The sequence below is a fragment of the Pseudoalteromonas sp. 2CM32C genome (assembly GCF_023161925.1).
Taxonomy (GTDB): domain Bacteria; phylum Pseudomonadota; class Gammaproteobacteria; order Enterobacterales; family Alteromonadaceae; genus Pseudoalteromonas; species Pseudoalteromonas marina.
Map to the genome: position 1 here is coordinate 1 of NZ_JALNTI010000010.1, position 16955 is coordinate 16955.

At 43.0% G+C, this 16955-nt stretch carries 13 protein-coding genes and 1 tRNA gene; all 14 read right to left on the bottom strand.

What is annotated here, in order from left to right; translation table 11 throughout:
* A partial coding sequence (locus MTF67_RS15415; RefSeq protein ID WP_235374063.1) for a GTP-binding protein occupies positions 1 to 326 on the bottom strand: 326 nt, incomplete at its 3' end.
* Between the two features lie 62 nt (positions 327 to 388).
* Positions 389 to 2503 carry an elongation factor G gene (gene fusA / locus MTF67_RS15420; RefSeq protein ID WP_006791258.1) on the bottom strand — a complete coding sequence of 705 codons (2115 nt, stop codon included), beginning with the start codon at positions 2501 to 2503 and terminating at the stop codon, positions 389 to 391.
* Positions 2504 to 2530: 27 nt separating this feature from the next.
* Entirely contained in the window at positions 2531 to 3001 is a 471-nt protein-coding gene (gene rpsG, locus MTF67_RS15425) for a 30S ribosomal protein S7 (protein WP_004588211.1), read from the bottom strand.
* Positions 3002 to 3098: 97 nt separating this feature from the next.
* The gene (gene rpsL / locus MTF67_RS15430; protein ID WP_002958885.1) at positions 3099 to 3473 is read right to left on the bottom strand and encodes a 30S ribosomal protein S12; all 375 of its coding nucleotides are present in this window, start codon (positions 3471 to 3473) and stop codon (positions 3099 to 3101) included.
* Positions 3474 to 3667: 194 nt separating this feature from the next.
* Positions 3668 to 7843, bottom strand: coding sequence for a DNA-directed RNA polymerase subunit beta' (gene rpoC, locus MTF67_RS15435; protein WP_006791259.1), 4176 nt, complete (start codon positions 7841 to 7843; stop codon positions 3668 to 3670).
* 104 nt (positions 7844 to 7947) lie between these two features.
* On the bottom strand, positions 7948 to 11973 hold the full coding sequence (rpoB, locus tag MTF67_RS15440; protein ID WP_006791260.1) for a DNA-directed RNA polymerase subunit beta: 4026 nt from the start codon (positions 11971 to 11973) through the stop codon (positions 7948 to 7950).
* Between the two features lie 270 nt (positions 11974 to 12243).
* The gene (gene rplL, locus MTF67_RS15445) at positions 12244 to 12606 is read right to left on the bottom strand and encodes a 50S ribosomal protein L7/L12 (RefSeq protein ID WP_006791261.1); all 363 of its coding nucleotides are present in this window, start codon (positions 12604 to 12606) and stop codon (positions 12244 to 12246) included.
* A gap of 73 nt (positions 12607 to 12679) precedes the next feature.
* Positions 12680 to 13174 carry a 50S ribosomal protein L10 gene (gene rplJ, locus MTF67_RS15450; RefSeq protein WP_006791262.1) on the bottom strand — a complete coding sequence of 165 codons (495 nt, stop codon included), beginning with the start codon at positions 13172 to 13174 and terminating at the stop codon, positions 12680 to 12682.
* 320 nt (positions 13175 to 13494) lie between these two features.
* Complete coding sequence (rplA, locus tag MTF67_RS15455; protein ID WP_006791263.1) at positions 13495 to 14199, bottom strand: 50S ribosomal protein L1; 705 nt, start codon at positions 14197 to 14199, stop codon at positions 13495 to 13497.
* A gap of 3 nt (positions 14200 to 14202) precedes the next feature.
* Positions 14203 to 14631 carry a 50S ribosomal protein L11 gene (rplK, locus tag MTF67_RS15460; protein WP_002958879.1) on the bottom strand — a complete coding sequence of 143 codons (429 nt, stop codon included), beginning with the start codon at positions 14629 to 14631 and terminating at the stop codon, positions 14203 to 14205.
* 214 nt (positions 14632 to 14845) lie between these two features.
* Positions 14846 to 15403, bottom strand: coding sequence for a transcription termination/antitermination protein NusG (nusG, locus tag MTF67_RS15465; RefSeq protein WP_006791264.1), 558 nt, complete (start codon positions 15401 to 15403; stop codon positions 14846 to 14848).
* Between the two features lie 4 nt (positions 15404 to 15407).
* A complete protein-coding gene (gene secE, locus MTF67_RS15470) occupies positions 15408 to 15785 on the bottom strand; it encodes a preprotein translocase subunit SecE (protein WP_006791265.1) in 378 nt (125 codons plus the stop codon).
* Positions 15786 to 15917: 132 nt separating this feature from the next.
* A tRNA-Trp gene (locus tag MTF67_RS15475) sits at positions 15918 to 15994 on the bottom strand.
* Between the two features lie 106 nt (positions 15995 to 16100).
* Entirely contained in the window at positions 16101 to 16949 is an 849-nt protein-coding gene (locus MTF67_RS15480) for an SPFH domain-containing protein (RefSeq protein ID WP_039038343.1), read from the bottom strand.
* Positions 16950 to 16955: the final 6 nt, after the last annotated feature.

Here is a 16955-nt window from a genome sequence, read left to right on the forward strand (position 1 = left end):
GTCGCAGCTACTACTAAGATAGCGCCGTCCATTTGTGCAGCACCAGTGATCATGTTTTTAACATAATCGGCGTGACCAGGACAATCTACGTGTGCGTAGTGACGAGTTGGTGTGTCGTACTCAACGTGTGAAGTTGAGATAGTGATACCACGCTCGCGCTCTTCTGGAGCGTTATCGATTGATGCGAAATCTTTAGCAACACCGCCGTATACTTTTGCAAGTACGTTAGTGATTGCTGCAGTTAGTGTAGTTTTACCGTGGTCAACGTGGCCGATTGTACCAACGTTTACGTGCGGTTTTACGCGTTCAAACTTTTCTTTTGCCATCTTAAAAAATTCCTAATTAAGAAATTAAAGCCTGACTCACTATTGAGCCAGACAAGCTAAAATCATATTACAGCGCGAGCTGAAATTATTGTATCTGCAACCTGCTTTGAGGCTTCAGCGTACTTCAAAAACTCCATAGAGTAAGAAGCACGACCCTGAGTTGCAGAACGTAAAGCAGTCGCATAACCGAACATTTCAGACAGTGGAACCTGCGCATTTATTTGCTTAAGCCCACCAAGTGCATCTTCCATGCCCTCGATCATGCCGCGACGACGGTTTAAGTCGCCAACTACATCACCCATGTTTGAGTCAGGAGTGATTACCTCAACCTTCATTAGTGGTTCTAAAAGAACTGGGTTTGCTTTAAGCGCACCGTCTCTCATAGCTAATGAACCTGCAATTTTAAATGCCATTTCATTCGAATCTACATCATGGAACGAACCATCATATAAAGTCGCTTTAACGCCAAGTAAAGGATAGCCTGCCAGTACACCTTGAGACATTTGCTCTTGGATACCTTTGTCTACCGCTGGGATGTATTCTTTAGGAACTGATCCACCTACGGTTTCGTTAACGAATTCGTAAATTGGAGAATCATCATCCGAAATATCCATCGGTTCAAGCTTCAACCAAACGTGACCATATTGACCACGACCACCTGATTGACGAATGAACTTTCCTTCAACTTCTACAGTTGAACGAATAGCTTCACGATATGAAACCTGCGGCTTACCAACGTTACATTCAACACTGAATTCACGTTTCATACGGTCGACGATAATATCTAGGTGAAGCTCACCCATACCAGAAATAATTGTCTGGCCTGATTCTTCGTCAGTTTGTACGCGGAAAGACGGATCTTCGGCAGCTAGTTTACCTAGCGCGATACCCATCTTGTCCTGGTCAGCGATTGTGCGAGGCTCAACCGCAACAGAGATAACTGGTTCTGGGAATTCCATACGCTCAAGCGTAATAATTGAATTCGGAGCACACAGTGTCTCACCTGTTGTAACGTCTTTAAGACCAATAGCCGCCGCGATGTCGCCTGCGTAGACTTCTTTGATCTCTTCACGAGAGTTTGAATGCATCTGTACGATACGGCCAAGTCGCTCACGCTTACTTTTAACTGGGTTGTATACCGCGTCACCCTGTTTAACAGTACCAGAGTAAACACGGAAAAAGGTTAAAGTGCCAACAAACGGGTCTGTTGCAATTTTAAATGCAAGTGCAGCAAACGGCGCTTTATCATCAGCTGGACGTTCCTCTTCGGTACCATCTTCTAAGATACCTTGGATTTGTTTAACTTGTTCTGGTGAAGGCATGTATTCTACAACGCCGTCAAGCACCGCTTGAACACCTTTGTTTTTAAATGCGCTTCCACAAGTTACTGGAACAATCTCATTGGCTAATGTGCGTTGACGTAAAGCATTTTTAATTTCTGCTTCACTTAACTCTTCACCTTCTAAGTATTTGTCCATTAGTTCTTCTGAGGCTTCAGCAGCGCTTTCAACTAAATGAGAGCGCCATTCTTCAGCTGACTCAAGAAGGTCTGCCGGTATTGCCTCATATGTGAAAGTCATACCCTGGTCCGCTTCGTTCCAGTTAATCACTTTCATTTTTATAAGGTCAATAACACCTTTAAAGTCGTCCTCAGCGCCTACTGGCAACTGAATTGGAACAGGCGTTGCTCCAAGACGAGATTTCACCTGGCTAACAACAGCTAAAAAGTCAGCGCCCGTGCGATCCATTTTATTTACGAAGATCATTCTTGGAACTTCGTATTTGTTCGCTTGACGCCAAACTGTTTCAGTTTGCGGCTGTACACCAGAAGAAGCACAAAGCACAACTACCGCACCATCAAGTACGCGTAAAGAACGCTCTACTTCGATAGTGAAATCTACGTGTCCTGGAGTATCAATAATATTGATACGATGGGCGTCGAATTGAGCGTCCATCCCTTTCCAAAAACACGTTGTTGCAGCAGAAGTGATTGTGATACCACGCTCTTGTTCCTGCTCCATCCAGTCCATAGTTGCAGCGCCATCATGTACTTCACCGATCTTATGAGAAAGACCTGTGTAGAACAGAACACGTTCTGTTGTGGTGGTTTTGCCTGCATCTACGTGAGCTACTATGCCGATATTACGGTAGCGCTCAAGTGGAGTTGTACGTGCCATATGATCCTCTTAAAGGTTAAGGACAGATTACCAACGGTAATGAGCGAATGCTTTATTCGCTTCAGCCATACGGTGAACGTCTTCACGTTTCTTAACCGCAGTGCCTTTATTATCAGCAGCGTCAACGATTTCTTGAGCTAAACGTAAGCCCATAGATTTTTCGCCACGCTTACGTGCAGCGTCTACTAACCAACGCATACCTAATGCGTTGCGACGAACTGGACGTACTTCAACTGGTACTTGATAAGTTGAACCACCAACACGGCGAGATTTAACCTCTACCTGTGGACGGATGTTATCAAGTGCAGATTCAAAGATTTCTAGGTGCGACTTGCCTGATTTCTCAGCAGCCACGTCTAGCGCACCATAAACAATTTTTTCAGCAGTAGATTTCTTGCCGTCTAACATTACGATGTTAACGAATTTAGCAAGAAGTTCCGATCCGAACTTAGGATCTGGAAGAATTTTACGTTGACCTATTACGCGTCTTCTAGGCATTTTGTATCTCCGGTTTATTCAGGTTTGCTCTTTCGAGTCAATCACCCAAAACAATAATTAATAATATTTAGTGCTTGGCCTTACTAACGGAATACAATTACCCTTTAGGGCGTTTTGCACCGTATTTAGAACGAGCTTGACGACGGTCGCTAACGCCTGCACAGTCAAGTGCACCACGTACAGTGTGAAAACGCACACCTGGTAAATCTTTAACACGACCACCACGGATTAGGATTACACTGTGCTCTTGAAGGTTATGACCTTCACCACCGATGTAAGATGTTACTTCGAAACCGTTAGTTAAACGTACACGAGCTACTTTACGTAACGCTGAGTTTGGTTTCTTAGGTGTAGTTGTATATACACGAGTACATACACCGCGCTTTTGCGGACACGCTTTTAGTGCAGCTGAGTTACTTTTCGTAACCTTGCTACGGCGTGGCTTACGCACTAGCTGGTTAATAGTTGCCATTTAAATAGCTCCTGAAATTAAAATTACTACTGAAAAAAATAAAAAAATCCGCCCTTTATTACCTGCCTACGATAAGCACACAAGTAAATGGGTGGCGGAATTTTAATGAGCAAAGTTTAACCTGTCAACCTAAACTAACCGTAAGACAGCACTTAACTGCCTTACGATCTCTTAATCTATTGATTAAGAACAGTTTATTGATTTCCAGACAAATCAGCATTTAGTGCATCAGTTAGTGCTTGAGTTGCCTCTTCAGCGCTTACTGTTTGCTCTTCTACTACTTCTTTGCTTTGTTTACGGCGAGCCATACGATCTTGATGATACGCAAAACCGGTACCGGCTGGGATCAAACGACCCACAATTACGTTTTCTTTCAGACCGCGAAGCTCATCGCTCTTACCATTCACTGCTGCATCTGTAAGAACACGTGTTGTTTCTTGGAAAGACGCTGCAGAGATGAAAGATTCTGTCGCTAGTGATGCTTTAGTAATACCCATTAACTGGATTTCAAACTTCGCTGGGATCTTACCTTGTTTTTCAAGGTCACGGTTTGCGATATTAACGCGCGCCACTTCGATTTGTTCACCAGCTAAGAAGTCAGTATCACCACCGTGTAAAATGGTACATTTACGTAACATTTGACGGATAATTGTTTCAATGTGCTTGTCATTGATCTTAACGCCTTGCAAACGGTAAACCTCTTGCACTTCGTTAACAATGTAGTTAGCAACATGAGTAACACCACGAAGGCGTAAGATGTCATGTGGTGATTCAGGACCATCGGCAATTACCTCACCTTTAGACACTTGTTCACCTTCAAACACGTTAAGTTGACGCCACTTAGGAATCATTTCTTCGTAATGATCACCTTCAGCTGGAGTTATAACTAAACGCTTCTTACCTTTAGTCTCTTTACCGAAGCTAATAGTACCGGTGATTTCAGCTAAGATAGCTGGATCTTTTGGCTTACGCGCTTCAAATAAGTCGGCTACGCGTGGTAGACCACCCGTGATATCACGAGTTTTAGAGCCTTCTTGCGGGATACGTGCTAACACGTCACCTGGGTTTGCAGTCGCACCGTCTGTTACTTCAATCGTTGTGAATGAAGGAAGACGTGTTTCTTGCAGACCACGCTCATCACTTTCGATGATAAGTTTAGGCTCTTTAGCATTCGCTTTAGCAAGGTCTTTAACTACGATACGAGTCAAACCAGTTAGTTCATCGGTTTGTGTCTCTGTATTCGAGTCATCGATATCGCTAAACGATACTTTTGATTTGTGCTCAAGAACGATTGGGTGACTATGCGGGTCCCAAGTAGCAACAATGTCGTTACCTTGAACTTCTGCATTGTCTTGAACTGTTAATACTGCACCATAAGGTACTTTATAACGCTCTTTTTCACGGCCATGACTATCGATGATAGTGATTTCCGTTGAACGTGACGTAATAACAATCTTACCGTCTGTATTTAATACATACTTAGCATTGTGAAGTTTTAATGTACCGTTAGTTTTAACTTGTACATTATTTTCAGCTGACGCTCGAGATGCCGCACCACCGATGTGGAATGTACGCATCGTAAGCTGTGTACCCGGCTCACCAATTGACTGTGCCGCGATAACACCTACTGATTCACCTGCGTTGATGATATGACCACGTGCAAGGTCACGACCATAACAGTTAGCACATACACCAAAGTCATTATCACATGTGATAACTGAGCGTACGCGTACTTCATCAACAGAGTGCTCTTCTAAAAGGTCACACAGTTTTTCATCAAGCATGATATTACGTTCTACAAGTACAGTATTAGTACCTGGAATAACAACATCTTCAGCTACAACACGACCTAGTACACGTTCGCGAAGCGCTTCTACAACATCACCACCTTCAATAAGCGGTTTCATTGTTAAGCCATCTTCTGTGCCACAGTCGTCTTCGTTGATTACCAAATCTTGTGCTACGTCTACTAGACGACGCGTTAAGTAACCCGAGTTCGCTGTTTTCAGTGCTGTATCGGCTAGACCTTTACGCGCACCGTGAGTTGAGATGAAGTACTGAAGTACGTTTAGACCTTCACGGAAGTTAGCCGTGATTGGTGTCTCGATGATTGAACCATCTGGACGTGCCATTAGACCACGCATACCTGCTAGCTGACGGATCTGAGCGGCACTACCACGAGCACCTGAGTCGGCCATCATAAACACTGAGTTAAATGACGGTTGCTCTACTTCTTCACCTTTCGCGTTGGTTACTGTGTCTTTCGACAAGTTAGCCATCATCTCACGTGATAAGTTTTCATTTACACGTGACCAGATATCGATAACTTTGTTGTACTTCTCACCAGCCGTTACAAGACCTGATTGGAATTGTTGGTTGATTTCAGTTACTTCAGCTTCTGCTGATTCAATGATCTGCGCTTTAACCGGTGGGATAACTAAGTCATCGATACCGATAGAAACACCAGACTTCATTGCGTAATGGAAACCGGTGTACATAACTTGGTCAGCAAACACAACGGTGTCTTTAAGGCCTAAGCGACGGTAACACTCATTCAACAAGCTAGAAATCTGCTTTTTACCTAGTGGCTGGTTGATTGACTCAAACGGCATACCAGTTGGTAAAATTAGAGACAGAATTGCACGACCTACCGTTGTTTCGATAACCGTTGTAGTATCTTCTACTACACCGTGCTCGTTAGCAACTGACTGGCTAATACGTACTTTCACAATAGCGTGAAGGTCTGCATTACCGCTACGGTATGCTTTTTCTGCTTCTTTAGGATCTTTAAATATTGCGCCTTCGCCTTTTGCGTTGATGCAATCACGGGTCATGTAGTAAAGACCCAATACAACATCCTGTGAAGGAACGATGATTGGCTCACCATTCGCAGGAGATAGAATGTTGTTTGTTGACATCATCAATGCACGTGCTTCAAGCTGTGCTTCGATTGTTAACGGTACGTGTACCGCCATTTGGTCACCATCGAAATCGGCGTTGTAAGCCGCACATACTAATGGATGCAAATGAATCGCTTTACCTTCGATAAGCACAGGCTCAAACGCTTGGATACCCAAACGGTGAAGTGTTGGTGCACGGTTTAGTAATACCGGATGTTCACGAATTACTTCGTCTAATACATCCCATACTTCCGCTACTTCACGCTCTACCATTTTCTTAGCAGCTTTGATTGTCGTAGCCATGCCGCGACGCTCTAGTTTGCCGTAGATAAACGGTTTGAATAGCTCAAGTGCCATCTTCTTAGGAAGACCACATTGGTGAAGCTTAAGTGTAGGACCTACTGTGATTACAGAACGGCCTGAGTAATCTACACGCTTACCAAGTAAGTTCTGACGGAAACGACCTTGCTTACCCTTGATCATATCAGCAAGAGATTTAAGCGGACGCTTGTTAGAACCTGTAATAGCACGACCACGACGACCGTTGTCAAGTAGCGCATCTACCGCTTCTTGTAACATACGTTTTTCGTTTCGTACGATAATGTCTGGTGCTGCTAAATCTAATAGACGCTTTAGACGGTTGTTACGGTTAATAACACGACGGTAAAGGTCATTTAGATCAGATGTCGCAAAACGACCACCGTCTAGTGGTACTAATGGACGTAGATCAGGTGGCAATACTGGAAGTACTGTCATGATCATCCACTCAGGGTTATTACCTGATTGGTGGAATGATTCCATTAACTTAAGACGTTTAGTGATTTTTTTACGCTTAGTTTCAGAGTTAATTGTTGGTAACTCTTCACGCATCTCAGCAATTAATTGGCCAAGATCAAGTTCACGAAGCAAGTCTAAAACTGCTTCAGCACCCATCTTCGCTTCAAACTCATCACCGTGCTCTTCTAATGCATCTAGGTACTCTTCTTCACCTAGTAACTGACCACGCTCAAGCGTTGTCATACCTGGCTCAGTTACTACGAATGATTCGAAGTAAAGAACACGTTCAATATCACGAAGCGTCATATCTAGCATTAAGCCGATACGTGACGGTAATGATTTTAAAAACCATATATGTGCTACTGGGCTCGCAAGGTCAATATGACCCATACGATCACGACGCACTTTGGTCAGTGTAACTTCAACGCCACACTTCTCACAGATCACACCACGGTGTTTAAGGCGTTTATATTTACCACATAAACACTCATAATCTTTCACTGGGCCGAAAATACGGGCACAGAATAAGCCATCGCGCTCAGGCTTGAAAGTACGGTAGTTAATAGTCTCAGGTTTCTTTACTTCACCGTATGACCATGAACGAACCATGTCTGGTGAAGCAAGACCAATGCGAATTGCATCGAATTCTTCGGTCTTATTTTGTTGCTTCAGAAACTTAAGTAAGTCTTTCACCTTAGCTCTCCTGTCGGAGTTAATCTCGAGGACGGGTAATCTCGTCCCTACATTCTATTCAGCCGTAACAAATGCTGCAGCGTCAACTGCAGCATCTAATTGGCTTAATTTTCTTCCAACTCGATGTTGATACCCAGTGAGCGGATTTCTTTCAACAATACGTTGAACGATTCTGGCATACCTGGTTCCATCTTGTGGTTACCATCAACGATGTTTTTATACATCTTAGTACGACCATTCACGTCATCCGATTTCACTGTTAGCATTTCTTGTAGAGTGTAAGCAGCACCGTAAGCTTCAAGTGCCCATACTTCCATCTCACCAAAACGCTGGCCACCGAACTGTGCTTTACCACCCAGCGGCTGCTGAGTAACAAGGCTGTAAGAACCAGTAGAACGTGCGTGCATCTTATCATCAACCAAGTGGTTAAGTTTAAGCATGTACATGTAACCAACAGTTACTTGACGTTCAAACTGATCGCCAGTACGGCCATCATAAAGTGTAACCTGACCACTTCTAGGGTATCCACCAAGCTCTAGCATGTCTTTGATTTCGTCTTCTTTAGCGCCATCAAATGCAGGAGTAGCGATTGGTAAACCACCTTTTAAGTTTTCAGCTAGGCGACGAATTTCGTCATCAGAGAAACTTGCAATGTCTACAACTTGGCGAGATTCACCAATTTCGTAAGCTTGCTTGATGAATTCACGTAGCTCATGAAGCTCACGTTGCTCTTTCATCATTTCTTCTAAACGTTCACCGATACCACGTGCAGCAAGACCCATATGTGTTTCAAGGATCTGACCGATGTTCATACGCGATGGTACACCTAGTGGATTTAGTACGATATCTACCGTACGACCTTTATCATCGTATGGCATATCTTCTACTGGTACGATAGTCGAGATAACACCTTTGTTACCGTGACGACCCGCCATTTTATCACCCGGTTGGATACGACGTTTAACAGCTAGGTATACTTTAACAATTTTAAGTACGCCTGGTGCTAAGTCATCACCTTGAGTAATTTTACGACGTTTGTTTTCAAACTTCTTATCGTATTCAGCTTTAAGTTCATCGTACTGTGCAGCTAGTTGCTCAAGTTCAGCTTGCTTATCTTCTTCTGCAAGGCTTTGAGTTAATAGTTTTTCAGCATTTAATGACACTAAGTTGTTTTCATCAAAGCCTGCAGCTACAAGTAGCTTACGAGCGCGTTCTAAAACGCCAGCTTCAAGAATACGGAACTCTTCGTTGAAGTCTTTCTTCGCTTCGCGAAGCTGCATGTCTTCAACCTCTAACGCACGCTTATCTTTTTCAACACCGTCACGGGTGAAAACTTGCACGTCAATTACTGTACCAGTTACAGAGTTTGGTACACGTAAAGAGCTGTCTTTAACGTCAGATGCTTTTTCGCCGAAGATAGCACGCAGTAGCTTCTCTTCAGGTGTAAGCTGTGTTTCGCCTTTCGGAGTCACTTTACCTACTAGAATATCGCCGCCTTTAACTTCAGCACCAATATAAACAACGCCTGATTCATCAAGCTTGCCTAGTGCAGACTCACCCACGTTAGGGATATCTGCAGTGATCTCTTCTGGACCTAATTTAGTATCACGGGCAACACACTGTAGTTCTTGAATGTGGATAGTCGTTAAACGATCTTCTTCAACTACGCGCTCTGATAGTAAGATTGAATCCTCGAAGTTATAACCGTTCCATGGCATGAATGCCACGCGAAGGTTTTGACCAAGGGCTAAGTCACCTAAGTCAGTCGAAGGACCATCTGCTAACACGTCACCACGAGTAACCGGTTCACCAACCATGCACGTTGGTTTTTGGTTAATACATGTATTTTGGTTAGAACGTGTGTACTTGGTTAAGTTGTAGATGTCGATACCCGCTTCGCCAGGGATGCGTTCTTCTTCATGTACGTTTACAACGATGCGACTTGCGTCGGCATACATCACTTCACCACCACGTTTTGCAACAATCGTTACACCAGAATCTTTCGCTAGTGTTAACTCAATACCTGTACCTACTAACGGCTTATCCGCTTTCAATGTTGGTACTGCTTGACGTTGCATGTTTGAACCCATCAATGCGCGGTTAGCATCATCGTGTTCTAGGAACGGGATAAGTGCTGCTGCTACAGAGATCACCTGTTGTGGTGATACATCCATATATTGCTGGTCCATGCGACCCATAAAGGTTGATTCACCTTTGTGACGACATGGAATAAGTTCATCTACAAACTCATTGGTTTCAGTTAAGTTTGAGTTCGCCTGTGCGATAACAAACTGACCTTCTTCAATGGCTGATAAGTAATCAACTTCATCAGTTACTACACCGTCTACCACTTTGCGGTAAGGTGTTTCTAAGAAACCGTAGTCATTTGTACGTGCGTACGTAGACAATGAGTTAATTAGACCGATGTTTGGACCCTCAGGTGTCTCGATTGGACATACGCGACCGTAGTGAGTTACGTGAACGTCACGTACTTCAAAGCCAGCGCGCTCACGTGTTAGACCGCCCGGACCTAATGCAGAAATACGACGCTTATGCGTTACTTCTGATAGCGGGTTATTTTGGTCCATAAACTGTGATAACTGAGACGAGCCGAAGAACTCTTTAACCGCTGCCGAAATAGGCTTAGCGTTAATAAGATCTTGTGGCATTATCGCGTCAAGGTCACCTAAGCTTAAGCGCTCACGTACAGCACGTTCTACACGTACTAGACCAACACGGAACTGGTTCTCAGCCATTTCGCCAACACTACGTATACGACGGTTGCCTAAGTGGTCGATATCATCAACATCGCCTTGACCGTTACGAATAGCAATTAATACTTTCATAACAGACACGATGTCTTCTTTGCTTAATGTGCCTGGGCCTGTGTCAGAATCGTAACCAACACGGCTATTAAACTTCATACGACCAACAGTTGATAGGTCGTAACGTTCTTCAGAGAAGAACAAGTTTTGGAATAAGGCTTCAGCCGCGTCTTTCGTCGGTGGCTCGCCTGGGCGCATCATGCGATAAATTTCTACTAGTGCTTCTAAACGGTTGCTTGAAGAGTCAATGTTCAATGTATTTGACATGTAAGCACCGCTGTCCACTTCATTGATGTACAACGTATCAATGGTAGTGTGACCGGCTTTAACTAATTCAGCCATAAGCTCAAGAGTTAATTCATCATTCGCGTTTGCAATAACTTCACCCGTTGATTCATCAACGTAGTTTTTAGAAATAATACGGCCAATGATGTACTCATGAGGTACTTCTAACTGAGTAATGCCTTTTTTCTCGATACTCTTGATGTGACGAGCCGTAACACGACGACCGCTTTCAACAAGTACTTCACCGTCTTCGCCTTTGATATCAAAAGCGGCAGTTTCACCACGTAAACGTGAAGGTACAAGTTCCATTAGAACTTTACCGTCAGCTACTTCAAACGCAGTAGTATCGAAGAAGATATCTAGGATTTCTTCACTAGAGTACTCAAGTGCACGTAAGATGATAGACGCCGGTAATTTACGACGGCGGTCAATACGTACATATAAGTTATCTTTTGCATCAAATTCGAAGTCTAACCATGAACCACGGTAAGGAATAACGCGTGCGTTATATAATACTTTACCTGATGAATGAGTTTTACCGCGGTCGTTATCAAAGAATACACCAGGGCTACGGTGTAGCTGAGAAACGATAACACGCTCTGTACCATTGATTACAAAGGTACCGGTATCGGTCATGAGCGGAATTTCGCCCATGTAAACTTCTTGCTCTTTAATGTCTTTAACTGTGCCTGGAGCTTCTTTGTCCATAACAACAAGACGCAGTTTCACGCGAAGTGGAGCAGAATAAGTCACACCGCGAATTTGACATTCTTTTACATCGAAAACTGGCTCACCAATACGGTAACTTACGTATTGAAGCTCAGAATTTCCCGAGTAGCTTTTTATAGGGAACACAGAACGGAAGGCAGCTTCCAAACCATGATCGCCATCAGCGTCCGGCACTAAGAATTTTTTAAACGATTCTAACTGTGTAGACAGTAAAAAAGGTATATCCAAAACTTGTGGACGTTTACCAAAATCCTTACGGATACGTTTCTTTTCAGAATAAGAGTAAGCCATGGGGTTCCTCAGCTTGCTGATCTTTGACCCGACCTGTTCTTGTAAGAACAGACTTAACTGGCAGCTATGCCAAGATTTACAACATTTTATTGTTGTTCTAATTAAATCCCTTTTCAACACTAGCAAACTATAAAGCGTTGAAAGTAAAGAAATAATTAGATTTTATTTGCGCTATAAGAGTGCATCACTCCATAGCGCAAAAAGGCCGGTGATTAAATAATCACCAGCCCTTGCCTGATTTCTCAGGCAGCGAACTTAGCGTAAGCTAAATTACTTAACCTCAACTTCAGCACCAGCTTCAGTAAGATCTTTTGCAAGTGCTTCAGCTTCTTCTTTAGATACACCTTCTTTAACAGGTGTAGGAGCAGCTTCAACAAGAGCTTTAGCTTCTTTAAGGCCAAGGCCTGTAGCGCTACGAACAGCTTTGATTGCAGCAACCTTGTTAGCGCCAGCGCCAGTAAGGATTACGTCAAATTCTGTTTTCTCTTCAGCAGCTTCAGCAGCTGGACCAGCTACCATTGCAGCTGCAGCAGTTACGCCGAATTTTTCTTCCATTGCTTCAACAAGAGCAACAACGTCCATTACTGACATTTCAGCAATTGCGTCAAGGATTTGGTCTTTAGATACAGACATTACAAATTTCCTAATAATTAACGGACTCTAGGTCCAAATAAATTTTACACCGAAAGGATTAAACAACTTAAAATTAAGCAGCTTGCTCTTCTTTCTGTACACGTACTGCTTCAATTGTTTTACACAATTTGCCAGCAGACGCTTCTTTCATAGCACTCATTAAGCGTGCAACAGCTTCGTCGTATGTAGGTAGAGTTGCAAGCATAGCTGCATCTACTACGTTACCTTCAAAAGCGGCCGTTTTAACTTCGAATTTCTCATTCTTTTTCGCGAAATCTGAAAAGATACGCGCAGCAGCACCTGGGTGCTCTGATGAGAAAGCGATTAAGCTTGGACCAACAAATGAATCAGAAAGACACTCAAAATCTGTTCCTTCAAGAGCACGTTTTGCTAAAGTGTTACGAACAACTTTCATCCATACACCAGCTTCACGAGCTTCTTTACGAAGGGCAGTGATTGCGCCAACTGTTACACCACGAGAATCTGCAACAACTGCAGATAGAGCACCATTGGCTGCTTCGTTGACTTCAGCAACTATTGCTTTTTTGCCTTGAAGATTTAAAGCCATGGGTGTTACTCCTGGTTTAATGGGGTTACCGACAATCGGTTTCCCCTGTTCTACTCTTCCCTACCAAAAAGGTAGAGATGCTTTTTACGGCGAGAGCCAGAAGGATTAGGAAAAATCTATCTGGGGTCTACACCGTCTACGTAGGTAAAATTAAGGCCTAAGCCGCCTACGGTCTTGGACGGAAGCCCAATTTATCGCTTTGCCAGAGGCGCACCGAAATTATGGACTTCAACCCGAATTCTTTATTTTGCTAATTAATAAATTAATCAACAAAATGGCGCGAAATTATAGTACAAATTTCGTGCCATGTAAACACTAAATTAAGCAACTACTGTGTTTAAAGTAGCTTGGTCAACAGAAACACCTGCGCCCATTGTTGTAGAGATAGTTACTTTTTTCAAGTAAACACCTTTAGCTTGAGAAGGTTTAGCCTTCTTAAGTGCAACAATTAGAGCTTCAAGGTTTTGTTGAAGTTGCTCAGCTGTGAAATCAACCTTACCAATAGTAGTATGGATGATACCGTTTTTGTCATTGCGGTAACGCACTTGACCAGCTTTAGCATTTTTAACTGCTTCTGCAACGTTAGGTGTTACAGTACCAGTTTTAGGGTTTGGCATTAGACCACGTGGACCTAAGATTTGACCTAGTTGACCAACAACACGCATAGCGTCTGGAGATGCAACAACAACGTCAAAATCCATCTCGCCTTTTTTAACTAGCTCAGCAAGATCTTCCATACCTACTAATTCAGCACCGGCTTCTTTCGCAGCTTCTGCGTTAGCACCTTGTGTGAATACTGCAACGCGAACGTCACGACCAGTACCGTTAGGTAGTACAGTTGCACCACGAACGTTTTGATCAGATTTACGAGCATCGATACCAAGGTTAACAGCAACGTCAACACTTTCTACGAATTTAGCTGTCGCTAACTCTTTTAAAAGAGCAACTGCTTCATTGATTTCGTAATCTTTAGTTACTTCCACTTTTTCGCGGATAGTACGCATACGTTTAGTTAATTTAGCCATTTCTTAGTCCTCTACGTTCAAGCCCATCGCACGCGCAGAACCTGCGATAGTGCGAACCGCTGCGTCCATATCGGCAGCTGTAAGGTCAGTTCGTTTTGTCTCAACAATCTCTTCAAGTTGAGCACGAGTTACTGTGCCTACTTTGTCAGTGTTAGGACGGCCTGAGCCTGACTTGATACCAGCAGCTTTCTTAAGTAAGTAAGCAGCAGGTGGCGTTTTCATGTCGAACGTAAATGAACGGTCACCGTAAACAGAGATCACTACAGGAACTGGAGCGCCTTTTTCGATAGACTCTGTACGTGCGTTAAACGCTTTACAGAATTCCATGATGTTTACACCGTGTTGACCTAGTGCAGGACCTACTGGAGGACTAGGATTAGCCATACCAGCGGCAACTTGTAGCTTGATTAGAGCTTCAACTTTTTTAGCCATTATAAATACCTCATTTGGTGGGTCTTAGCCTTGTGCGCGCGAGGACGCGTACTCTAACGGCTTCCCAGTTTAAAAATTGGTTTCGTACTTTTTGTACTGTAAAAATAAATTTTTACCTTTATACAAAAAGGCCGCTGATTATAAGATAATCAGCGGCCTTTTTCAAGCTTCGTGCCAAAATTTAAAATTTCAGCAGTGAAGCTTTTTTAATCAATTACTTATCTTGCTCAACTTGACCAAATTCAAGCTCAACTGGTGTAGAACGACCAAAAATAAGTACAGATACTTTTACGCGGCTTTTTTCGTAGTCAACTTCTTCAACTACACCACTGAAGTCTGCAAATGGACCGTCAGTTACGCGTACTACTTCACCTGGTTCGAATAATGTAGCTGGCTTAGGTGCTTCAGCATTTTCTTGTAAACGGTTAAGAATACGATCAGCTTCTTTAGAGCTAATTGGCGCTGGACGGTCAGATGTACCGCCAATGAAGCCCATTACACGCTCTGTGCTATTTACTAAGTGCCAGCTAGCGTCATTCATATCCATTTGTACTAGTACGTACCCTGGAAAGAATTTACGCTCAGATTTACGCTTTTGACCTGCGCGCATCTCAACCACTTCTTCAGTTGGTACTAATATTTCACCAAAGCTCTCTTCAAGACCTTCGATTTTAATGTGTTCAGTTAACGTTTGAGCTACACGCTTTTCATAACCAGAAAATGCTTGTACTACGTACCAACGTAATTTAATTTCTTTGTTCTCATCCGACATGGGATCAGATCTCCAATCCAGTTAAAAAGCCAACAGCGCGGAATAAAATGCCATCTAATCCCCAAAGGATAAGTGCCATAATCACGGTTGCAACCATTACAATTAATGTCGTGTGGGTAGTTTCTTGACGCGTAGGCCAAATAACTTTGCGTACTTCAATTCGCGCTTCTTTAGCAAAAGCAAGGAAGGTACGTCCCTTAAAAGTTTGTGAGGCAATGGCTAATCCGGCCGCTATTGCAACAACAACGCCGATAGCACGTAGTAATACAGACTGATCTGCATACATATGGTTACCAACAACTGCGCCTGCAAGTAGCGCGATTGCTACTAACCACTTCACTGACTCCATCCCGCTTGATGGTGTTTCTACATTCGTGCTCATAATATTATTACCTTAACTACAGACACAACAACCCTACACGCCGGCAGGGTTAATCCATTAAAATCTAAACTTAAAAACAGACTTATTTAAACCGATTTTTAACCCCAGACTTACTCATATTAATGAGTAAATTGGCAGGGGCGGAGAGATTCGAACTCCCAACCGTCGGTTTTGGAGACCGCTGTTCTACCAATTGGAACTACGCCCCTGCAAAGTGGATGCCTATTATACTTACGCAAATCATTTACACAAGCCTAAAAGATACCCGCAATGCAAAATCTCTATAAACAATTAAGTACTTAATATTAAAAAGGCTTAATTCGCCCCTTTAACAAGTGGCACGCCATTATTACCCACAGGAATATAAACCGTTGTATGGTTTGGCGACTCGGCCATTTTTATTTGCGCATTTATGGCTTCATGTTGTAAATAATTAGCTGTAAGCGTGGCGTTAATAATTTTTTGTGCCTGCGCTATGCCTTTTGCTTCTTCAACACGTATTTCTGCATCTTTACGCGCAATTTCTTTTTGTGTTTCTTTTTCAGCAAGTAACTGCTGCGCAGCTAGTTTTTTCTCTACCGCATTAGCAACAATATCGGGGTAGTTAATATTACCTACAACCACATTGGCAAGCTTAAAGGGGGTGGTTGATAAATAGTTTTGCAAACGTTGGGTGACCTCTTGGGCTATTTTTTCGCGGTTTGTTTTAAGTTCACCACTGTCGTATTTCTGCACAGTATCTCTTACGTAAGTTCTGAACGTTTCACGCACAAAACGTTTGTACCAGTTCTCTGCTCCGTATTGTTCAACAACGGTTTGCACTGAACCACTTTGAATGGCAATCACAGCATGAAAATCAAATTTTATGTTTAAATCATCATTAGCTAATATTCTAAATGTTTCGGTATACGTATTAGGCCGCATATCTATGTTTACCACTTCATTACGCAGTAACGACATACCATAATTAGCAGGCCCTATCATGGTGCCTTGGTAACCACCTTCACCAAATACTCGTGGTTTTTCGTAAACATAGCCCTCTTCACCTGCTGGCGTACTTGGGTTAGTGCACGCGGTTAATCCAAACCCAATTACGCCAACAACAAAAGCACCTTTAACTAAATTATTAACCAAACTTTGCATCCCTGAATTTCTTGCTCTCATTATTTG